General features: G+C 60.8%; 20 protein-coding genes. 7 read left to right on the top strand and 13 right to left on the bottom strand.

Annotated features, from left to right (window positions below):
* Positions 1-15: 15 nt before the first annotated feature.
* From DR88_RS08145 to syd, 4 genes are all read right to left on the bottom strand, one after another.
* A complete protein-coding gene (locus tag DR88_RS08145) occupies positions 16-459 on the bottom strand; it encodes a flavodoxin (RefSeq protein WP_002915235.1) in 444 nt (147 codons plus the stop codon).
* 4 nt (positions 460-463) lie between these two features.
* A complete protein-coding gene (gene truC / locus DR88_RS08150) occupies positions 464-1258 on the bottom strand; it encodes a tRNA pseudouridine(65) synthase TruC (RefSeq protein WP_002915236.1) in 795 nt (264 codons plus the stop codon).
* Positions 1258-1587: a YqcC family protein gene (locus DR88_RS08155; protein WP_002915249.1), complete on the bottom strand. Its 330-nt coding sequence runs from the start codon at positions 1585-1587 to the stop codon at positions 1258-1260. The genes truC and DR88_RS08155 overlap by 1 nt, the downstream gene beginning before the upstream one ends.
* Positions 1588-2218: 631 nt before the next feature.
* The gene (gene syd, locus DR88_RS08160; protein ID WP_002915253.1) at positions 2219-2764 is read right to left on the bottom strand and encodes a SecY-interacting protein; all 546 of its coding nucleotides are present in this window, start codon (positions 2762-2764) and stop codon (positions 2219-2221) included.
* Positions 2765-2832: 68 nt separating this feature from the next.
* Here syd and queF point away from each other — a divergent pair, with 68 nt between their 5' ends.
* The 5 genes from queF to DR88_RS08185 all read left to right on the top strand — a co-directional run bounded on the left by queF (position 2833) and on the right by DR88_RS08185 (position 9469).
* Positions 2833-3678, top strand: coding sequence for an NADPH-dependent 7-cyano-7-deazaguanine reductase QueF (queF, locus tag DR88_RS08165; RefSeq protein WP_025861016.1), 846 nt, complete (start codon positions 2833-2835; stop codon positions 3676-3678).
* A 111-nt stretch (positions 3679-3789) separates the two neighbouring features.
* Complete coding sequence (gene ppnN, locus DR88_RS08170; protein ID WP_002915258.1) at positions 3790-5157, top strand: nucleotide 5'-monophosphate nucleosidase PpnN; 1368 nt, start codon at positions 3790-3792, stop codon at positions 5155-5157.
* 509 nt (positions 5158-5666) lie between these two features.
* Entirely contained in the window at positions 5667-6956 is a 1290-nt protein-coding gene (locus tag DR88_RS08175) for an HAAAP family serine/threonine permease (protein ID WP_004151070.1), read from the top strand.
* A 65-nt stretch (positions 6957-7021) separates the two neighbouring features.
* On the top strand, positions 7022-8389 hold the full coding sequence (locus tag DR88_RS08180; protein ID WP_002915259.1) for an L-serine ammonia-lyase: 1368 nt from the start codon (positions 7022-7024) through the stop codon (positions 8387-8389).
* Positions 8390-8527: 138 nt separating this feature from the next.
* Positions 8528-9469: an aliphatic sulfonate ABC transporter substrate-binding protein gene (locus tag DR88_RS08185; protein WP_004149571.1), complete on the top strand. Its 942-nt coding sequence runs from the start codon at positions 8528-8530 to the stop codon at positions 9467-9469.
* Between the two features lie 45 nt (positions 9470-9514).
* On the opposite strand, the gene DR88_RS08190 is transcribed toward DR88_RS08185, so the two are convergent.
* The 9 genes from DR88_RS08190 to DR88_RS30985 all read right to left on the bottom strand — a co-directional run bounded on the left by DR88_RS08190 (position 9515) and on the right by DR88_RS30985 (position 19243).
* Positions 9515-10738, bottom strand: a complete 1224-nt coding sequence (locus DR88_RS08190; RefSeq protein ID WP_002915263.1) for an acyl-CoA dehydrogenase family protein — start codon at positions 10736-10738, stop codon at positions 9515-9517.
* A 10-nt stretch (positions 10739-10748) separates the two neighbouring features.
* A complete protein-coding gene (locus DR88_RS08195) occupies positions 10749-12170 on the bottom strand; it encodes an MFS transporter (RefSeq protein WP_004149572.1) in 1422 nt (473 codons plus the stop codon).
* 193 nt (positions 12171-12363) lie between these two features.
* On the bottom strand, positions 12364-13242 hold the full coding sequence (locus DR88_RS08200; protein WP_002915265.1) for a MetQ/NlpA family ABC transporter substrate-binding protein: 879 nt from the start codon (positions 13240-13242) through the stop codon (positions 12364-12366).
* A complete protein-coding gene (locus DR88_RS08205; protein ID WP_015958893.1) occupies positions 13239-13937 on the bottom strand; it encodes a methionine ABC transporter permease in 699 nt (232 codons plus the stop codon). The genes DR88_RS08200 and DR88_RS08205 overlap by 4 nt, the downstream gene beginning before the upstream one ends.
* Entirely contained in the window at positions 13934-14956 is a 1023-nt protein-coding gene (locus tag DR88_RS08210) for a methionine ABC transporter ATP-binding protein (protein ID WP_004149575.1), read from the bottom strand. The genes DR88_RS08205 and DR88_RS08210 overlap by 4 nt, the downstream gene beginning before the upstream one ends.
* Positions 14953-16359 (bottom strand): LLM class flavin-dependent oxidoreductase, encoded by a 1407-nt coding sequence (locus DR88_RS08215; RefSeq protein WP_002915313.1) that lies wholly within the window; start codon positions 16357-16359, stop codon positions 14953-14955. Before DR88_RS08215 ends, DR88_RS08210 begins: the two co-directional genes overlap by 4 nt.
* 73 nt (positions 16360-16432) lie before the next feature.
* A complete protein-coding gene (locus tag DR88_RS08220; RefSeq protein ID WP_004149578.1) occupies positions 16433-17830 on the bottom strand; it encodes an FAD/NAD(P)-binding protein in 1398 nt (465 codons plus the stop codon).
* A 46-nt stretch (positions 17831-17876) separates the two neighbouring features.
* Positions 17877-19049, bottom strand: coding sequence for an FMNH2-dependent alkanesulfonate monooxygenase (gene ssuD / locus DR88_RS08225; protein ID WP_004142863.1), 1173 nt, complete (start codon positions 19047-19049; stop codon positions 17877-17879).
* Between the two features lie 77 nt (positions 19050-19126).
* Positions 19127-19243 (bottom strand): hypothetical protein, encoded by a 117-nt coding sequence (locus tag DR88_RS30985; RefSeq protein WP_004219275.1) that lies wholly within the window; start codon positions 19241-19243, stop codon positions 19127-19129.
* 77 nt (positions 19244-19320) lie between these two features.
* Between DR88_RS30985 and DR88_RS08230 the strand changes: the two genes are divergently transcribed.
* Both DR88_RS08230 and xni read left to right on the top strand, forming a co-directional pair.
* Positions 19321-21264, top strand: a complete 1944-nt coding sequence (locus tag DR88_RS08230) for a sigma-54-dependent Fis family transcriptional regulator (protein WP_004149580.1) — start codon at positions 19321-19323, stop codon at positions 21262-21264.
* 96 nt (positions 21265-21360) lie between these two features.
* Entirely contained in the window at positions 21361-22116 is a 756-nt protein-coding gene (gene xni / locus DR88_RS08235) for a flap endonuclease Xni (protein WP_004142871.1), read from the top strand.
* Positions 22117-22126 lie beyond the last annotated feature (10 nt).

Here is a 22126-nt window from a genome sequence, read left to right as displayed (position 1 = left end):
GAGAGGGCAGCGCTTTTATGCGAGCAGGGTGGCCCACTGCTCAACCCACGGATTGGAGACGCTCTCCGGCTCCGGATCTTCGCTGGCGTCAATCTTCAGCATCTCGCCGATGCGCTTCGCGCCCTGCTCCTGCAGCAGCTGATCGAACTTCAGGCCGCCGCCGCAAAAGTTGGCATAGGTGCTGTCGCCGAGCGCGATAATGCCGTACCGCAGGTGAGGCTGATACATATCTTTGATGCCCTCATACAGCGGGACGATGCTGTCCGGCAGATCGCCCTGCCCGGTGGTGGAGGTGACCACCAGCACATACTTACCCGTGTAGGATTCCCAGTCGTTGACCTGCGGATCCTCATACACGGTAGCCTTGTGTCCCAGTCCGCTGAGGATCGCTTCCGCTTCTTCCGCGACCAGCAGCGAGTTGCCGTACATGGTGCCGACAAAAATTCCGACTTCCGCCATGCTATTATCTCCCTGGATTGACCTTATTCTCTTCATCCTGACCGCTGTCGTCGGCAAACTCAACCCTTTCATTTAGCGGGAGAAGCCCGCGCCAGCCAAACTGCGACAGCGCGCGCATCCAGACGTCGTCAAAACCGGCGCGCAGGGTCAGCGGCTCGCCGGTAAAAGGATGGGTTAACGACAGCTCGCTGGCGTGCAGCATCAAGCGGTGACAGCCGAAATGTTCCGCGGCGCTGCGGTTTTGCCGCAGATCGCCGTGCTTGCTGTCGCCGAGGATCGGATGACGGAGGTGGGCCAGATGACGGCGCAGCTGGTGCTTGCGGCCGGTTTTCGGCTCCAGTTCCACCAGCCCATAGCGCGAGGTGGGATAGCGCCCAGTCGCCACTGGCATCTCCACTGTCGCCAGACCGCGGTAGTGGGTTACCGCTGGCTGCGGCCCTTTATCTTCGCGGGCGAACTTATCGGCGATTCTATCCAGCTCCTCCACCAGCGGGTAATCCAGCAGCGCCTCTTCCATCAGCCAGCCGCGGACGATCGCATGGTAGCGCTTCCGGATCTGGTGCTGCTCGAACTGTTGCGCCAGCAGCCGGCCCGCCTCGCTCGACAATCCCATCAGCAGCACGCCGGAGGTGGGCCGGTCGAGACGATGAGCGGTAAAAACGTGCTGACCGATCTGGTCGCGCACGGTCTGCATCACCACCACTTTCTCGTCACGATCGAGCCAGCTGCGATGCACCAGCCAGCCCGAGGGTTTGTTGACCGCCACCAGCCAGTCGTCCTGGTAGATAATCTCCAGCATCAGGCCTGCTCACCGGCAAACAGCGCGTCTAACAGCAGAAGTTCCGCCAGCATGGATTCGCGGACCGGGTGGGCCTGATCCAGAGCCATTTCGTAATAAGGCGCAACGGCAAAATTTTGCGGCAGCGGCTGGCCGCTCTCCAGCAGCTGGTGCATACGCGGGATCAGGACCCACTGCAGCCACTCCAGCGGCTCCAGGGTATCCAGGCAAAACGGCTTATCGCTGGCGAAGGCGCTGCTGTCAGGCGCCGTCTCCTGCCAGTGCTCCGTTTCGCGCAGCAGGGCTTCAATGGCGCGCAGGCGATCGCGCACGCTATCGTGAAGAGTCATGGGGAAACCTCGATGAGTTAAAAACCGGGCGCAGGATAGCAAATCCACAGGAGAAATAAAAAAAGGGAGCACTGTATAAACAGTGCTCCCGGTTCGTTTTGCAGCAGTCCCGCTACATTGGTGCTCCCTGCTCGTCCTTGAAAACTTTTCCTGAGGTCTCCTGACCATGTTCATCCATAAACACGTGCATCCTGCTTTCACACCACCCCGATGCGAAATGACTTATCCATAAGTTTGTCCCGATCTTCCTGATCCACCGTTCATCCTGAGCGGCTCTCGTTCTCCATCCTGGAGGTGTCCATTACGCGATCCTGCGTTATCCTTGCTTCATCCTGAAGCCTGTCCCTGCAACGCCGTCTTGGCGGGTCCTGCAGAAGCGCCATCATCCTGATGTTCGCTTCATTTCGCGACGTCCTGTCGACAGACATAGGATCACTGATTCTGCCCCTTCTTACAACCCTTCTTGAGACAATCTCTTAAGATTAGTCCCCACTCAAAAGGACGAAAAAATTAAGATCTGATTTAATACCAACAACTTATATAAAAAAGTATGGATTAAATTTACCTTAAATGATGACGATCTCTTACAGGTTTTGTAAGAGATCTCTCACAAACGATCTGGCAGACTGGATTACAGAACTGGCTCAAGGTGGTTGAGGAAACCCGCAAGTGAGGGAGAAAGCGTAATGCGTTTGGCGGTGCCGAGGGTCTCTTTGACTACCTCGCCGCTAAGATTACAGACGGAAATCACATCCAGTTCACTCTCGAGGGTGGCGATAAACAGCGTCGGCGACAGCTTCAACCGCTTCTGCACCACCAGGTGCCCGATTAAATTTTCCTGCACCCGCTGGAAATCCTCTTCACTCCAGGTCTGCAGCAGCGTCAAGGTTTCGCCGGCAAACCGGCCGGACATATCGCCGGCAAACTGAGTGGTATAATAAGAATGAAGCGGCTGTTGTACCACAATGTCGAGGGCGCGTTCAACCGCGCTGATATTTTGCGCCAGCGAAAACGGCTGCGGCTGCCAGAAAACGGCCTCGCCCTGGGTGTCGACAACGCAAGGCGACGGGACGCCGTAAAGCTCTTCACTGCGCGGCAGGCTGTGGCGCTGCTGCTGCCAGACGGCGCAATATCGTTGGGTAAAAGCGCGTAGCGCTTCTGCTGTCTGATGGTCCACCGGTTTCTCTCTTCACGTTAGACAGGATACACTGGAGCAATAGTGTACCCGCTTTACTATGGTGAAACATGTCTTCTTACGATAATCATCAGGCGCTGGCCGGCCTGACGCTCGGTAAATCAACCGATTACCGCGATACCTATGACGCCTCGCTGCTGCAGGGCGTGCCGCGCAGTTTAAACCGCGACCCGCTGGGCCTGCATGCCGATAATCTGCCGTTTCACGGCGCCGATATCTGGACGCTGTACGAACTCTCCTGGCTGAACGGCAAAGGTCTGCCGCAGGTGGCTGTCGGCCACGTCGAGCTGCCCGATACCAGCCTCAATCTGGTGGAGTCGAAAAGCTTTAAGCTCTATCTCAACAGCTTTAACCAGACCCGTTTCGCCAGCTGGCAGGACGTTGCAGAGACGCTGACTCGCGATCTCAGCGCCTGCGCGCAGGGGAAGGTTAAGGTATCGCTCTACCGCCTGGATGAAGTGGAAGGCCAGCCGATTGCCCGCCTGCACGGCACCTGCATCGACGATCAGGATATCGAGATCGATAACTATCAGTTCAGCGCCGATTACCTGCAGGGCGCCGCCAGCGGCAAAATCGTGGAGGAGACGCTGGTCAGCCACCTGCTGAAGTCTAATTGCCTTATCACTCATCAGCCGGACTGGGGCTCGGTGCAGATCCAGTATCGGGGGGCGAAAATCGACCGCGAGCAGCTCCTGCGCTATCTGGTTTCGTTCCGCCACCATAACGAATTCCATGAGCAGTGCGTCGAACGTATCTTTAACGATATTCTCCGTTTCTGCCAGCCGGAATCGCTTTCCGTTTACGCCCGCTATACGCGACGCGGCGGTCTGGATATCAACCCCTGGCGCAGCAATGGCGACTTTTCCCCCGCCACCGGCCGCCTCGCCCGTCAATAATAAACAATTTCACAATTTGCGTGCGTTTAGGCGCGCGCAAGGTTGTGGAAACGCCGTTCGCAGGGCTATTGTAATCACAGGAAGACCATAAGCGTCCTGTAAGGAGTTCACTTGATTACACATGTTAGCCCGCTTGGTTCAATGGATATGCTGTCGCAGCTGGAAGTGGATATGCTTAAGCGCACCGCCAGCAGCGACCTGTACCAACTCTTTCGCAACTGCTCGCTTGCTGTGCTCAATTCGGGGAGCCTGACCGATAACAGCAAGGAGCTCCTGTCCCGTTTCGAAAATTTCGAGATTAACGTGCTGCGGCGCGAACGCGGCGTGAAGCTGGAACTGATCAACCCGCCGGAAGACGCCTTCGTTGACGGGCGGATTATCCGCTCCCTGCAGGCCAACCTGTTCGCCGTGCTGCGCGATATCCTGTTCGTTTACGGCCAGATCCACAATACCGTTCGCTTCCCGAACCTCGATCTCGAAAGTTCGGTTCATATCACTAACCTGGTGTTCTCGATCCTGCGCAACGCCCGCGCGCTGCACGTCGGCGAGGCGCCGAACATGATCGTCTGCTGGGGCGGCCACTCCATCAACGAAAACGAATATCTCTACGCCCGCCGCGTCGGTACGCAGCTGGGCCTGCGGGAACTGAATATCTGCACCGGCTGCGGGCCTGGCGCAATGGAGGCGCCGATGAAAGGCGCCGCCGTCGGCCATGCGCAGCAGCGCTACAAAGACAGCCGCTTTATCGGCATGACCGAACCATCCATTATCGCTGCGGAACCACCGAACCCGCTGGTCAATGAACTGATCATCATGCCGGATATCGAAAAGCGTCTGGAGGCCTTCGTACGTATCGCCCACGGGATCATTATTTTCCCGGGCGGCGTCGGCACTGCCGAAGAGCTGCTCTACCTGCTGGGTATTCTGATGCACCCCGACAACAAAGCGCAGGTGCTGCCGCTGATCCTCACCGGGCCGAAGGAGAGCGCCGACTACTTCCGCGTACTGGACGAGTTTATCACCCATACCCTGGGCGAATCGGCCCGTCGCCACTACCGGATCATCATTGACGACCCCGCGGAAGTGGCGCGGCAGATGAAAAAAGCGATGCCGCTGGTGAAAGAGAGCCGTCGCGAGACCGATGACGCCTATAGCTTTAACTGGTCGATTCGCATCTCGCCGGACCTGCAGATGCCGTTTGATCCGACCCACGAGAACATGGCCAACCTCAAACTCTCCCCGGATCAGCCGGTGGAAGTGCTGGCCGCCGACCTGCGTCGTGCCTTCTCCGGGATTGTCGCGGGGAACGTCAAAGAGGTGGGCATCCAGGCCATTGAGCAGTACGGTCCTTACAAACTGCACGGCGATCCGGAGATGATGCGCCGTATGGACGATCTGCTGCAGGGCTTCGTCGCCCAGCACCGCATGAAGCTTCCGGGCGGCACCGCCTATATTCCTTGCTACGAAATCATCGCCTGATTTCCCCCTCTCCCGCCGGGGCATCGCCTGACGCCTGCCCCCGGCGGGCTCTCTTCCTCTGACTTCCAGAACGCGCTAAAAACCTTTCTGTTACTAATCAATCACCTGAATTATTTCTACATAGCCAAACGTTTGCGTTGGTAAAAACTGCGACAATTATCACTGCAAAAAATGGTTTTAAGCGCAAAAACGTCGACTAGTTCTCTTTTTTACAGTAAATCCCTCGTTATTACGCCGCTCCGCTTTTATCTCATATGCTGCAAATGGTAGCCTTCGCGCCACAAATCGCTGGCTGATCACCAGAAACAGGCTGTTGGACTAAAAATACGCACATTGAAAGTGGATTATTGCATTTGAGATCGCGATCACTGATGCATAAACCATATAAATGTATCTTTCCGGCCCAATTATTACGGAGAAAATTTCTAAAAAAACCGTAATTAAACGAATTTCACGTTACGCAATTGTATTTATTCATTAGATTTTGTTGATTCCTCCAGGAGATACAGATGGAAACCACTCAAACCAGCACCATCGTTTCGGGCGAAACCCGCAGCGGATGGCGTAAAACCGACACCATGTGGATGCTGGGCCTGTACGGCACGGCGATTGGCGCAGGCGTCTTGTTCCTGCCGATCAACGCCGGCGTTGGCGGCATGATCCCCCTGATCATCATGGCGATTCTGGCCTTCCCGATGACTTTCTTCGCCCACCGCGGCATGACCCGCTTCGTGCTCTCCGGGAAAAACCCGGGCGAAGACATCACCGAAGTAGTGGAAGAACACTTCGGCGTAGGCGCAGGTAAGCTGATTACCCTGCTTTATTTCTTCGCTATCTACCCGATCCTGCTGGTTTACAGCGTGGCGATCACTAACACCGTCGAAACCTTCATGGCGCATCAGCTGCACATGACGCCGCCGCCGCGCGCCATTCTGTCGCTGATCCTGATTGTCGGCATGATGACCATCGTGCGTTTCGGCGAGCAGATGATTGTGAAAGCGATGAGCGTGCTGGTGTTCCCATTCGTTATCGCGCTGATGGTGCTGGCTCTGTATCTGATCCCGCAGTGGAACGGCGCGGCGCTGGAGACGCTCTCCCTGAGCGGCGCTTCCGTTACCGGCAACGGCCTGCTGATGACCCTGTGGCTGGCGATCCCGGTGATGGTCTTCTCCTTCAACCACTCGCCGATCATCTCTTCCTTCGCGGTAGCCAAACGTGAAGAGTACGGCGAAGGCGCTGAGAAGAAATGCTCCAGTATCCTCGCTCGCGCCCACATCATGATGGTGCTGACCGTGATGTTCTTCGTCTTCAGCTGCGTTCTGAGCCTCTCTCCGGCAGACCTGGCGGCGGCGAAAGAGCAGAACATCTCGATTCTGTCTTACCTGGCGAACCACTTTAACGCGCCAATCATTGCCTGGATGGCACCGATCATCGCGATGATCGCCATCACCAAATCCTTCCTTGGCCACTATCTGGGCGCTCGCGAAGGCTTTAACGGCATGGTGATTAAATCCCTGCGCAGTAAAGGCAAATCAATTGAAATCAACAAACTGAACAAGCTGACCGCGCTGTTCATGCTGATCACCACCTGGATTGTGGCAACCCTGAACCCGAGCATCCTCGGTATGATCGAGACCCTTGGCGGCCCGATTATCGCGATGATCCTGTTCCTGATGCCGATGTACGCGATTCAGAAAGTCCCGGCGATGCGTAAATACAGCGGCCATATCAGCAACGTCTTCGTGGTGATTATGGGCCTGATTGCCATCTCCGCGATCTTCTACTCTCTGTTCAGCTAATTCATTCAACGCCTCCCCCCGCGCCGCTTTACGGCGGCGCGCTTTCCGACAGCACGGGAATACATATGATCAGCGTATTCGATATCTTTAAAATCGGCATTGGCCCTTCCAGCTCCCATACCGTTGGACCGATGAAAGCGGGCAAACAATTCACTGACGACCTGATCGCGCGCGGCCTGCTGGCCGAGGTGAGCAAAGTCGTCGTCGACGTCTACGGCTCCCTCTCCCTGACCGGTAAAGGCCACCATACCGATATCGCGATTATCATGGGACTCGCCGGCAACCTGCCGGACACCGTCGACATCGACGCCATTCCGGGCTTTATTCAGGATGTTAATACCCATGGCCGCCTGATGCTGGCCAACGGTCAGCACGAAGTGGACTTCCCGGTGGATCAGTGCATGAATTTCCATGCCGACAACCTGTCGCTGCATGAGAACGGCATGCGTATCACCGCCCTGGCCGGCGACAAGGTGCTCTACAGCCAGACGTATTACTCTATCGGCGGCGGCTTTATCGTTGATGAGGAGCACTTCGGCCAGACTACCGAGGCGCCGGTTGCCGTTCCTTACCCTTACAAAAACGCCGCCGACCTGCAGCGTCACTGCCGTGAAACCGGGCTGTCGCTCTCCGGCCTGATGATGCAGAACGAACTGGCGCTGCACAGCAAAGAAGCCCTTGAGCAACACTTCGCCGCGGTGTGGGAAGTGATGAGCGCCGGTATCGAGCGCGGCATCACCACCGAAGGCGTCCTGCCGGGCAAACTGCGCGTCCCGCGCCGCGCCGCCGCGCTGCGCCGTATGCTGGTGAGCCAGGACACCACCAACAGCGATCCGATGGCGGTGGTCGACTGGATCAATATGTTCGCCCTGGCGGTGAACGAAGAGAACGCCGCCGGCGGCCGGGTGGTGACCGCGCCAACCAACGGCGCCTGCGGTATCGTGCCGGCGGTGCTGGCCTACTACGACAAGTTTATCCGCAAGGTGAACAGCAACTCCCTGGCCCGCTATATGCTGGTCGCCAGCGCGATTGGTTCGCTGTATAAGATGAACGCCTCCATCTCCGGCGCCGAAGTCGGCTGCCAGGGTGAAGTGGGGGTCGCCTGCTCGATGGCGGCGGCCGGTCTGGCGGAACTGCTGGGCGGCAGCCCGGGTCAGGTGTGCATCGCGGCAGAGATCGCTATGGAGCATAACCTCGGCCTGACCTGCGACCCGGTCGCCGGCCAGGTGCAGGTGCCGTGCATCGAACGCAACGCTATCGCTGCCGTGAAAGCGGTCAACGCCGCGCGAATGGCGCTGCGCCGGACCAGCGAGCCGCGAGTGTGTCTCGATAAAGTGATCGAGACCATGTACGAAACCGGCAAAGACATGAACGCCAAGTACCGGGAAACCTCCCGCGGTGGTCTGGCGATGAAGATTGTTGCCTGCGATTAACCTGCTGGCCCGCCACGCGTCGGCGTGTCGGGCCATCGTCCTGCATAACTCTTTTTGTTATAACAATAAAATTTTAGTTATTTAATGGTTATAAGCGCTGTTTGTTACCTTACGCAAAACCGCTAAGGAGAACAGACAATGTCCAACCGATTCCGCCCCGCCTGGCTGCTGGTCCTCGCCGCCCTCTCTACCTCCGCGCTGGCCAAAGCGCCGGAAACCGTCAACATCGGCTATCAAAAGGCGAATATCTTCGCGCTGCTGAAGTACCGCGGCACGGTGGATGAGAGCCTGAAAAAACAGGGCATTGCCGTACGCTGGGTCGAATTCCCCGCCGGGCCGCAAATGCTGGAGGGGCTGAACGTCGGTAGTATCGATCTGGCCGCGACCGGCGATGCGCCTCCGGCCTTTGCCCAGGCGGCGCAAGCCGATCTGGTCTACCTTGCCCACTCCCCCGCTAACCCGAAAACGGAAGCGATTGTGGTGCCTGAACAGTCGGCAATCCACAGCGTGGCCGACCTGAAGGGCAAGCGCGTGGGGTTGAACAAGGGGTCTGACGTCAACTACCTGCTGGTTGCCGCACTGGAAAAAGCGGGCCTCAGCTATAAAGACATCACCCCGGTCTATCTGCCGCCGGCGGACGCCCGCGCCGCTTTCCAGCGCGGGGCGATTGATGCGTGGGTGATCTGGGATCCGTTCCTCGCAGAAGTGGAAACCAACGCGAAAGCCCGACAGATCCGCAATGCCGAGGGGCTGGTGCCGCACTACACCTTCTATCTCGCCAGCCGCAAGTTTGCAGATACCTACCCGGAGACAGCAAAGCAGGTGGTGGATGAGCTGGGTAAACTCAGCGCGTGGGCGAACAGCCATCAGGACGAGGCCGCCGGGCTGCTGTCGACCTCAACCGGACTGGATAAAGCCATCTGGCTGAAGACCCTGGCCCGCCTGCCCTACGGTGCCGAACGCATGACCCCGGCGGTGTATAACGAACAGCAGGCGCTGGCGGATACCTTTACACGCATCGGCCTGCTGCCGGTGAAAGTCGACGTGCGCAGCGCCACCTGGTCGCTGGATAGACCTTGATTTTCCTGACGACGGGAAGCACTGCGCCTCCCGTCGCCGACAGGCTTACCCCGCCGTTTTCTCACCATTGCCTATCTGCCAGATAAAGGTGGGCGCTTCACCGTTCACCAGCCAGTTACCGATATTACGTGCCTTATAAATCACCGGATTATGCGAGGCAACCGTCCGCGCATTGCGCCAGTGGCGATCCAACGCAAGGCGAGTTCGCGTATCCGACGCCCCGAGGGCATTAAACAGCTCCGTCGCCGCCCGCGGGATCCAGTCGCTGGCGATCACCTGCGCCTGCGCCGCTTCCACTTCCGCCAGCTGGTTACGCCGGGCAATCAATGCTTCGTCGTCGCTGACGTGCGCCACATAGGCCTGCTGCAGCGATTCCGCGGCCTGCAGGACCGCGGCCCGGGTCGCCCATGCCCAGCTGCTGATCTGCCCAACGACCTGCAGAACCTGGGCGTCATCGCGCGGCACGGCGGCGTTGCCGTGGCTGTACATCCGGGAGCGATGTTTGACGCCCTGCGCGGCATCCCGCTCAACCGCCAGGCCAATGCCCGCGAGGGTCGCCAGCAGCACATGCTGGTAGAAGGCGGTCTGATAGCGAAAGCGCTGGGCAAAATCATAGACATGTTCGGTTTCCACCCGAGCGCCGGTAAAGCGGGTGGTCCCGCTGCCGGTCAACCGCTGGCCAAAGCCATCCCAGTCATCTTCCCGCACCACGCCGGTCTGCTGGGTGCTGACCAGGGCTATCACATCGCTGGCGGTATCACTGCGCCGGGCAAACACATCGATCCAGTCGGCGTACAGCGCGCCGGTGCTGTAAAACTTCTCGCCGTCGAGTCGCCAGCCGCCCTCTGTCGGCGTCACTCTGGTGTTCACCTCTCCCAGCTTAACCGCGCCGATCTCCGTCCAGCCGCTGCCCACCAGCTCACCGTCGAGGAAGCGACGAAACCAGCGGTCGCGCCCGGCGGAATCCGGCTGATTCAGCTGATCTTCCACAAAGGCAAAGTGCGCGCGCAGGGCCTGCGGCAGGTTAGAGTCCGCTTGCGCCAGCTCGATCAGCAGCGCGCTGAGCTGCGGCAGCGAAGCGCCCCAGCCGCCCTTCTCGCGCGGGATACGCAGCGTGCCGAAGCCCGCTTCTTTCAGCCAGCGGATCGGCTCATCGGGCAGAATGCGCTGCTGTTCGCGCTCCGCAGCGCCCTGGGCGATACGGGTGAATATCGGGCGGAAGGCGGCCGCCAGCGCGTCATAATCGGTGCCAGTAGAGAGCAGGGTCATTGTCAGTTCCTTATTCATGAAGTGCGTCGATATCTTCTCGCGTCGGTTCATGACGGACCGCCAGCAGGAAGAAAATGGGAATAATGGCGGCAAGCGAGACCACCCAGAACATCTGCGTGCCGAGGGAGGCCTGCAGCAGCGGCAGAATAAACAACGCCAGCGCGCTGCCGATCCCGGAGAGTGCCCGGCTGAAACCGACCCCGGTGGCGCGAATGGCAGTAGGATAGGAGAGCGCCGGGTAGATCATCAGCTGCGCCCCCGGGCCAAACCCTTCGGCGAACAGCCACAGCCCCAGCATCGCGATAGCCAGCACGATACCTGCCGTCGCGTGCGGTTGCCCCACCAGCGCCAGCACAATCAGCGCCACAAACTGCAGGGCGAAGCCGGCTATCGCCACATGACGCGAAGGATATTTCCACGCCAGATGCATACCGAGCAGCCCACCGGTAAAAGCAAACAGGGCGTTCAGCCCCAGCGATGCCGATATAGTTTCGAAGACGCCAGCCCCGAGGAACTGGGCAAGAATTGACGGCAGGAAAAAGGCAATCGCCGTGTACTCGAAGGAGATACAGATATTCATCACCCCGGCGACGATAGTCCGCTCGCGGTAGGGTTTTTCGAACAGCACGCGGAAGCTCACTTTCGGCGCTGGCGCGGGCTTCGCCGCCGGGACCTCATGGGCATGGATCCCCCAGGAGTCGCGTAAAATACGCACTGCAGAGGTCAGATCGCCCTGGTTCGCCGCCCACAGCGGGGATTCATTCATAAATCGACTGCGGACGGCAATAATCAGCAGTGCCGGCACGGCGCCGAACAGCAGGGAGGCGCGCCATAGCCAGTCAAGATGCTCCTGCGGCAGCAGGAAATAGAGGCCGAAGATAATGAGAAAGCAGACGGTTGAGGCGGCGTACCACATCGGGCACCACGCCGCGAGGCGAGCCGCTTTGTTGCCTTTGCCGGCAAAGCGGGAAAACTCGGCCAGATAGGACATCGCTACCGGCAGGTCGATGCCAACGCCGATGCCCATCAGGAAACGGGCGCCAATCAACACCCAGACGTTCGGCGCCAGCCCGGCGGCGATAGCCGAAATCACGAAAAAGAACATATCGGCCATAAAAACCGAATAGCGACCATATTTATCGGTCAACCAGCCGCCGATAATATTGCCGACGATAGTCCCGACCATAATGGACGAAGTCACCAGGCCGGTCAGCAGCGGTGAGAGCTGAAATTCACGTACAACGTCATCAATACCGTAGGAGAGCGTGGTTAAGTCATATGCGTCGAGAAAAACGCCCCCCAGCGCGAGGAAGACAATCATCCGCGCATATTTCGCATGTTCCTTGCCGGAATTAATTAGCCGCGCCACATCCCCGACGCTACTGACCGGTACCGAAGCGATACCGGGATTATCCACTGGTAATGTACTCATTTTTTCACCTTATTATTTTGTGCAGGTCATCAGCGGTTATAGACCGCGCGCGACGAGAATCAAAACAACAAATCATTCTATAAAAATCAATATAATCAATAAGTTAATAAATATCACCAGCACAAAAAGGACGCGCTTTCACGCATCCTCAAGGGAAATAAATAACAACGAAAATAGACGTCGTGCAGGACGCTTATTCCGCGGACACTGGAACTAATACGTCTTTTACCAGCGGGTCATCGGTGGTTTTTAACCACGTCTGGATCCGCGGATCAGAAAAAGCCTGTTTTAATTTGACGATATTTTCCTGCGATAAATACGGTGTACCAATCACTAATTGCGAAGCAAAGGTGCGCGGCGCCGGCGGGAATAATATGCCTTTCTCACGCGGCACTTTCCCGGCGTCAAATTGCGAGACATAGCCGATGGCGGCATCCACCGAATTTAACGCCCGCGGCATGGTCAGCAGATCCAGCTCTTTAAAGACAAACTGATGCGGGTTACCGACAATATTTTTCAGCTTCGCCGTGCGCGGCTCCACCGCCGGGTCGAGCGAGATCAACCCAATGCGCTGGAGCAGCCACAGGGCCTGCCCCTGATTGGCGCCATCGTCAGGCACGACAATGGTCGCGCCGTTGGGCAACGCCTGTACCGACGAGTAGCGGTCGGAATAGATGCCAAACGCCCACTGGAACACCGGCACCGTGGTCGACAGCGCAAAGCCGTTAGCGTCCACCACCTGTTTAAGCCACCACTGATGCTGATAGATCGTCCCGGCATACTGACCTTCCGCTACCGCGCGGTCAGCCTGGACCGGATCCTGCACCCCCACCGCCTCCAGTTTCAGACCGTAATCGGGCGCAATATGCTGATTAATATACTCAATGATCCGCTGCTCGCCGGCCATCGCCGGCTCGTAGTGAATTTTTAACGTGCTGCCGAAGACCACCTGCTGGCTTTGGGTATGTCCCCGCCACCACCAGAAGGCGATGGCGAGCAGGATAATCACCGCCAGCGCCGCCAGCCAGGGCCAGCGCCGCGCTTTACGTAACTCAAATTGCTCTGTTGTCATACAAGGTTCCCCTGCGTGTGGCGTAAACGGTTGACCAGACGGTCACCCAAAAATTGAATCAACTGGATCGTGGCGATCAGGGCAACGATCGTCGCGATCATGATGTGGTTGTCGAAGCGCTGATAGCCGTACACCACGGCCAGGTAGCCGATGCCGCCGGCGCCGATGGTCCCGGCGATAGCCGAATACTCGATCATCGAGACCAGGTTTAGCGTCACCGCCGCCGCCAGCGCGGGCATGGCTTCACTGAGCTGCGCGCTGGCAATGATTTGCCAGCGCGACCCGCCGCAGACGACCCCCACCGCGGTGACCTCCGCCGGCAACTCGCGCAGCGCGTTCTCCACCAGACGGCCAAAGAACGGGACGCCGGCGGCGATCATCGGCACTACCGCGGCGGGGATGCCAATCGTGGTGCCGGTCAGCCAGTAAGTGAACGGGATAATGGCGGCCATCAGCACCAGAAACGGCAGCGAACGTCCCATATTGACCACCCAGTTCAGCAGCCGGTACAGCAGTGCGTGCGGAAATAAGCCCCGCGGCGAGGCGTTAAACAACACCACCCCCACCAGCCCCCCCAGCGTGACGACAAACAGCATCACAATGGCCACCATCAGCCAGGTTTCGCCATAGGCGGGGAGCAGCAGCGAAGGGATTTCGCCCCAGGGGGTATCCTGACTGATGACTGTCGGTTTCATACCGCCTCCCTGAGCAACGGCGCGCTGTCGAGGATCTCCGCCGTTATGCCGAGCTGCGCCAGCAGGCCCTGCAGTCGCGCGGGCGACAGGCGTTCGCCCTGAAAGCGCACTCCGGCCTGCAGGCGACCGGCCAGCCGACCATTAATCACCTCGACGTGACCGCCAAGGAGATCGATCTGCAGCCCCCACTGCTGGCTCAGGCGGCTGATCCAGTCGGTGGCCACCGGCACATCCCAGCGGTAGCTCAGACGCAGCAGCAGATCGCTATGGGTAGCTGCCGCCGGCGTCAGCGGCAACAGCTGCTGGCCGAGCAGAGAATCGGGACGCGCCAGCAGATCTTCGATCCGCCCGTACTGGACGATCGTCCCGTCGCGGATCTCCGCCACCGCATCCGCCGCCGTGCGCACCGCGTCCATTTCATGGGTAATCAGGACGATCGCCAGCTGGTACTCATCACGCAGCCGCTTGAGCAGAGCCAGCACCGAGGCCGTGGCCTGAGGATCGAGGCCGGAGGTGGCTTCATCCGCCAGCAGAACGGACGGGCGCAGCGCCAGCGCGCGGGCAATGCCGATCCGCTGGCGCTGGCCGCCTGAGAGCTGGGCCGGCCAGGCATCCGCTTTGTGGCTCAGGCCGACGCTCTCCAGCAGCTCGCCAACCCGCGCCTTGATATCGCGCTCCACCACACCAAGCCACGCCAGCGGCAGGGCGACATTCTCCCAGGCGGTCCTGCGGCTCAACAGCGCCGAAGACTGGAAAACGGTGCCAATCGCCCGCCGTTCCCGGCGCAGCGCCTCGCCGGACAGCGCCGACAGATCCTTGCCATTGATACGAATGCTGCCGCTGTCCGGTTGCTCCAGCAGGCTGATGCAGCGCGCCAGGGTTGATTTACCGGCGCCGCTCGGCCCCACCACCGCGGTGATGGAGCGCTCAGGCACCTGCAGCGACAGCCCTTTCAGCACCGCGCTGAGCCGGCCATCCGCCGTGCGGTAACTTTTATGCAGGTCATCAATAGCGATCATGTCACCTTCTCCTCTACCGATGCCGCCGTGCGCGCATCGCGGCGGTAGCTGGCGCCCGGGTGAGGCGCGGCCAGACGCGGGCCGCCGCCGAACAGTTTTTCGCGCAGGGTCCCCTCGCGGTACTCTTGCTTAAAGACGCCGCGCTTTTGCAGCTCAGGCACCAGCAGCTCGACGACATCGCGGAAGGTTTCGTGAGTGACGGCATAGGCGAGGTTAAAGCCATCGACGTCCGTCTCTTCGACCCAGGACTGCAGTTCGTCCGCCACGGTTTGCGCGCTGCCAACCACCAGCGGACCGAAGCCGCCGATCCCCGCCCAATCGGCCAGGGCCTGCACCGTCCACTGGCGGTTCGGATCAGCGGTCGAAAAGGCCTCCACCGCCGACTGAATGGCGTTGGTGTGCAGATACTTCAGCACCTGATCCGGCTGATACTGGCCGAAATCGATCCCCGTCCAGCCGGAGAGCAGCGCCAGCGCGCCTTCATAGCTGACGTACTGCTTATATTCCTGCCACTTCGCCTGTGCCTCGCGGTCGGTGTCGCCGACAATTACCGTCTGCAGGTTGAAGATCAGGATGCTGTGCGGATCGCGCCCCGCCTCAGCTGCCCGGCGGCGAATATCCGCCACCGTCTTCTTCAGCAGCACCTTCGACGGCGCTGCGACGAAGACGCATTCGGCATGGCCGGCGGCGAACTGTTTGCCGCGGCTGGACGCCCCCGCCTGATACAGCACCGGCGTGCGCTGCGGGGATGGCTCGCAGAGGTGGATCCCCGGCACGGAAAAGAACTGTCCCTGATGGTTAATGGGATGGATTTTCCGCGGATCGCTGAAGATCTTCCGCTCTCTGTCGCGCAGCACCGCCCCGTCCTCCCAGCTTCCCTCCAGCAGTTTGTAGATCACCTGCAAATACTCATCGGCATAGTCATAGCGGGTGTCATGGTCGGTCTGGGTCTGCTGGCCGATATTGCGCGCCCCGCTCTCCAGATAGGAGGTGACGATATTCCAGCCCACCCGCCCTTTGGTCAGATGATCGAGCGTCGACAGACGACGAGCGAAGGGGTAAGGATGCTCAAACGACAGCGAGGCGGTCAGGCCGAAGCCCAGATGCTCCGTCACCAGCGCCATTGGGGTGATCAGAGCCAGCGGATCGTTGACCGGAACCTGCGTCGCCTGGCGGATCGCCGCATCGCCGCTGCCGTTCAGCACGTCATAGATCCCCAGCACGTCGGCGATAAACAGCCCGTCGAACTTGCCGCGCTCCAGAAGCCGCGCCAGATCCACCCAGTACTCCAGATCTTTATACTGCCAGGAGCGATCCCGGGGATGCGCCCACAGGCCCGGCGACTGATGGCCGACGCAGTTCATATCGAAAGCGTTAAGACGAATTTCACGTTGTGATGACATAGCAATCTCCATAGCGCGGCCCGTCGCCGGGGCGCACGCGGCAAAATGAATCAGGGAAAAGAAAGAGAGGTATTCAGTACGCAGGACATCGGGAGTCCTGCGGGATCCCGAGCGTGAGTAACGCTTGCGCCGCCACGTCAGCGGCATGGTCGGCTACCTGCGGCAGGCCCATCAGTTCGCCAAAACGCCCGCGGGCGGCCGGACCGGCCACCAGCACCGGCAGCGCCTCAACGTGCGGCTCAGCCACTGCCCGGGAACGGCTGTCCACCTCCAGGCCCATGCCGAGGGCATCGGCGCGAATCAGGCCGCGGCGGGCGAGGTCCTGTAAAAATGGCTGGCTGTCGGTCAGGGCGCGGTGTGCGGGTCCGGTGGTCAGGATCAGGTGATCGACGCTCAGCGTCTGCACGCCGCCGCCGCGCCGCGCCAGCGTCAGACGCAGCGTTTCGCCTTCACCGCTTATCGACAGTAGCCTGGCCGCCTGCACCTGCAGACTGCCCGTGCGCTGGCGCGCCTCCAGCACCTCGGCGACCTGCGGCGCCACGCGGTAGCGGTGGACATCCCAGTAATGGCGCAGATGGCGCAGAAAACGCTGGCGATCGGCGACGCTGAGCGCCTGCCAGATCCGTTGCCCCTGCTGACGAACCGCATCCAGCACCACCTGCCAGCTCAGGCCCTGCTGCGCCGCATACGCGACGTCGAGGCGGATCTGACGCAGGCGCTGACGCAGACTGCCCTGCTGATAGTCGCCAGGCCAGGTTGCCCCTGCGCCGCTCAGGTTGCCGCGCGACAGCAGGCCATGGCGCGAAAAGGCGACGATACTGCCGCGGTGGCCCAGCCGGTCCAGCGTCGCGACCGTATCGGCCATGGTTAATCCAGTGCCCATCACCGCCACCCGGGCGTGCGGGGCGATGGCATCGAGCGCGCCGGGCTGCCACGGGTTGGCAATCAGCGCCGGATGATGACGCCAGGCTTCGGCCTGTGCCGGCAGCGAAGGCGGTGGATGACTGATCGCCAGCACCAGCAGATCGGCCTTAAGCTGCAGGCCGCCGTCGGTGGTCACCATCCCCTGATGAAAAGCGAGCGCCCGATCGCGCAGGTGGCGAAGCCGTCCGCCGCTGGACGCCGCGGCGTCGGCAAAACGCTGCGCCACATAGCGACCAAACTGGCCGCGCTGAGGGTAGACGGAACCGTCCGGGCGCAGCGCCTGCACATCGACGGTAAAGGCAGGCTGATGGCGGTACCAATGATCGAAGGCGCCCTCTTCGTCGCCGGCCAGCTGCATGCGAGCGGCCGGAACGTTAATCCGGTGCGTCGGCTCCGCAGTGGAGTAGGCCACCCCGGCCCCGGGGGACTGGCGCGGCTCCAGCAGCGTCACGCGCACCCCGTTCGGCGCCAGGCGCAGCAGCTCAATCGCCACCGCCGCGCCGCTAAAGCCGCCGCCGATAATCACGATATGCGGTTCTGCACTCATCGCTGCCCTCCTCCGGTATGCTGTCTCATGGTCGCGCTCCGGGCCATCAGCTGGCGCTGACCTGGCGCACCGGGCGCTTATCGCCGCCGATGGTTTCGCCAAACGGACCGGTGTTCACGCTACGCGCCTTCGACGAGGCCCCGTTTTCCAGCGGCAACAGAGGCATCACCAGCTCAGCAAAGCGGTGCGCTTCTTCCAGATGTGGGTAACCGGAGAAGATAAAGTTGCTGATGCCGAGCGCCTGATATTCGCGGATGCGTTCCGCTACCTGCTGCGGATTACCTACCAGCGCGGTACCCGCGCCGCCGCGCACCAGTCCGACGCCGGCCCACAGATTGGGCGCAATGCGCAGATTATCGCGCGATCCCTGATGCAGGGCGCTCATCCGCGCCTGGCCGGCTGAGTCCATGCGGGCGAAGATCTTTTGCGCCTGGGCAATGGTATCGTCGTCAAGATGGGCGATCAGCCGGTCGGCGGCGGCCCATGCCTCTTCTTCCGTTTCGCGCACAATGACGTGTAGACGAATGCCGTACTGCAGGGTGCGTCCGCGGGCCGCGGCGCGCTCGCGCACCACCGCCAGCTTCTCCGCCACCAGTTCCGGGGGTTCGCCCCACGTCAGATAGCTGTCGATCTGCTCGGCCGCCACATCAATGGCCGCATCAGAAGAGCCGCCGAAATAGAGCGGCGGGCCATTCTCCTGCACCGGCGGGAACAACACCTCAGCGCCTTCCACGTGAATATGCTCGCCGTGATAATCCACTTTTTCCCCGCGCAGCAGGCGGGTGTAAATATCAAGAAATTCGCGGGTCACCTGATAGCGCTCGCTGTGGCTGAGGAAGATACCGTCGCCTTTGTTTTCCACCGGGTCGCCGCCGGTAACGACGTTGATCAGCAGCCGACCTTCCGATAAACGGTCGAGGGTGGCCGCCATCCGCGCCGCCAGGGTTGGCGGCTGCAGGCCCGGCCTGACCGCCACCAGATAGCGCAGACGGCGGGTCAACGGCGCCAGCGCCGAGGCCACCAGCCACGAATCTTCACAGCTTTTACCGGTGGGGATCAGCACGCCGTAGTAGCCCAGGCTGTCGGCTGCCAGCGCCACCTGCTGCAGATAAGGTAAATCGACCGGGCGTCCACCCTCGGTGGTACCCAGATAACGGCCATCGCCGTGGGTAGGTAAGAACCAGAAGACATTGATCTTGTCGGGAGCTTGCTGCGTCATTATCTATTTCCTATATAACCATATCCGATATTTATCGAAGAGATGTTTTAATTTGGTTATATGGGTGTTAGCGATAATCATGCCAATGGTGAATAAAAAATTAATCTTTTAAAATCAATGCACTGAAAACGGCTTCGCCGCGCCGCGCTGTTGCAAATCGCGCAGCCGCCGCGCATCCGCTGGCGCATTTGCAACAGCCGCGGGCCTTCCCCCTCTGGTTTCTGCGGCCGCCGCAGGATAAGTTCAGAGCGTCAACGATCGGAGGCCCGCTATGCTGAACCCAGAATCCCCTTCCACCGCTCCCGCGCTGATCGACCCGGCGTCGAAGGCCTTCCAGAGCCTGCTGGACAAACTCGCGCCAACGGAGGCGACCGTGCTGATCGTGGGCGAAACCGGCACCGGCAAGGAGGTGGTGGCCCGCTATCTCCATCATCACAGCGCCCGTCGCCAGCAGCCGTTTCTGGCCGTTAACTGCGGCGCGCTGACCGAGAGCCTCGCCGAAGCTGAACTGTTCGGCCATGAGAAAGGCGCCTTCACCGGCGCGCAGCAGGGACAGCCCGGCTGGTTTGAAGCCGCGGAAGGGGGGACGCTGCTGCTGGACGAGATCGGCGAATTAAGCCTGCCGCTGCAGGTCAAGCTGCTGCGAGTGCTGCAGGAGCGTGAAATTACCCGCGTCGGCTCACGCAAAGCGATTAAAGTGAATGTCCGGGTGATTGCCGCCACCCACGTTGACCTGGCCCAGGCGATCCGCGAGCGCCGCTTTCGCGAGGATCTCTACTATCGACTGAATATCGCGGTGGTGCCGCTGCCGCCGCTGCGCCAGCGTCGGCAGGATATCCCGCTGCTGGCGCACCACTTTTTATCACTCTACGCCCGGCGCCTCGGGCGGCCAACCCTGCGTCTGGCGCCGGAATCACTGGCCCGGCTGATGGACTATTCGTGGCCGGGCAATATTCGCGAGCTGGAAAACACCCTGCACAACGCGGTGCTGCTCAGTAAAGAAGAGGAGATCAGTCCTGCCCAGCTGCGCCTGGCGACGCTCAACGACGCCCCGGGGCCGGCGAGCGATCATGAACTGGACGACTTTATTCGCCACCAGCTGGCGCTTCCCGGCGAGCCGCTGTGGCAGCGAGTGACCAGCGCCCTGATTCGCCACGCCATGGCACATTGCGACGATAACCAGAGCCAGGCGGCCGCGCTGTTGGGGATCAGCCGGCATACCTTGCGCACCCAGCTCGCTAACCTCGGGCTGATCAAAAGCCGCCGCCGCCCGCCTGCGCCGCCGCGGGCGTTCGCCAACGCAGCCGGGGCCGATCGCGAACTGCGCATTGGCTACCAGCGCTTCGGCAGCCTCGGGATCCTGAAAGCCCGTCAGAGTCTGGAAACCGCCTTCGCCAGCCTCGGCGTCAACGTGCTGTGGAGTGAGTTTCCTGCCGGACCGCAGCTCCTCCACGCCCTCGCCTGCAACGAGATCGACTTCGGCACCACCGGAGAAGCGCCGCCGGTGTTTGCCCAGGCCAGCAATAGCGAACTGATGTACGTGGCGTGGGAGCCGCCGGCGCCGCGCAGCGTGGCGATGGTCGTCCCGCAGGAGAGCGACATTCGCCAGCTCAGCGATCTGCGCGGTAAACGCATCGCCCTCAATAAAGGGTCGAATGTCCACTGGCTGCTGCTGCAGATCCTCGAGGACGCCGGCCTGGGTCTGAACGATGTGCGGGTGGTCTATACCCCGCCGAAATATCCGCTGACCGCCAGCGACTATCTGGCGGTTGACGCCTGGATGATGTGGGATCCGCTGCTCAGCGACGCCGAACACACCGGCGAGCTGCGGGTGGTCGCCAGCGGCGAAGGCCGGGTCAACAACCATCAGTTTTATCTTTCGCGACGGGACTACCTCGCTCAGCATGGCGATATCATGCGCTGCCTGCTGACGGAGCTGACCCACACCGGGCAGTTTATCGACTCGCATCGCGGCGAAGCGGCCCGCTTACTCTCGGCAGAGCTGGGGATCGACGCCCGGTCGCTGAGCATGGCCCTCGCCCGCCGCAGCCATCGCCCGCGGCCGATGGATCTGTCGGTGATCCGCGCCCAGCAGACCATCGCCGATCGCTTTTACGCCCTCGGGCTTATCGCCAAACCGGTCCCGGTGCGCGAAGCGGTGTGGTACGGCGAACCCGCGCCGGACGTCATCAGACCGCTGATGGCGGTCAGTTAGCGAAATTTGCGCGTTATCTTCCTGATTGTTCAGGCGCAGATAGCCTCGATCTGATGGCGATGTTACCCTAAAGACGCTGAGAATAAGGGGGTATCTGTGGCTGTTCATCTGTTAATCGTCGACGCGTTAAATCTAATCCGCCGCATCCACGCGGTGCAGGGTTCACCCTGCGTCGATACCTGCCTGCATGCCCTGGAGCAGCTGATTGTCCACAGTCAGCCCACCCACGCAGTGGCGGTGTTCGATGATGAGGATCGCGCCCACGGCTGGCGCCACCAGCGCCTGCCGGAGTACAAAGCCGGCCGCGCGCCGATGCCGGAGACGCTGGTGGCCGAGATGCCGGCGCTGCGGGCCGCCTTCGAACAGCGGGGGATCCGCTGCTGGGCCTCGCCAGGCAGCGAAGCAGACGATCTCGCCGCCACCCTGGCGGTGAAGGTGGCCCAGGCGGGCCATCAGGCCACCATCGTCTCCACCGACAAAGGCTACTGCCAGCTGCTGTCGCCCACCATCCGCATCCGCGACTACTTTCAGAAGCGCTGGCTGGACGCCCCCTTCATCGCCAGCGAGTTCGGCGTCACCCCGGAGCAGCTGGCGGATTACTGGGGGCTGGCGGGGATCAGCAGCTCGAAGGTGCCGGGCGTGGCGGGCATTGGACCCAAAAGCGCCGCCCAGCTGCTGAACGAGTTTCAGGACCTGGAGGGGCTGTACGCCCGCCTGGCCGAGGTCCCGGAGAAGTGGCGTAAAAAGCTGGCCGCGCATCAGGAGATGGCCTTCACCTGCCGGGAGGTGGCCCGCCTGCAGACCGACCTCCAGCTGGACGGCAATCTGCAGCAGCTGCGGCTGACGCGCTGACCATCGTTAA

Origin of the sequence: Klebsiella pneumoniae, assembly GCF_000742135.1 — a bacterium.
Lineage (GTDB): Bacteria > Pseudomonadota > Gammaproteobacteria > Enterobacterales > Enterobacteriaceae > Klebsiella > Klebsiella pneumoniae.
The sequence above is the reverse complement of the archived record's forward strand: the minus strand, read 5'-3'. Positions and strand labels throughout refer to the sequence as shown.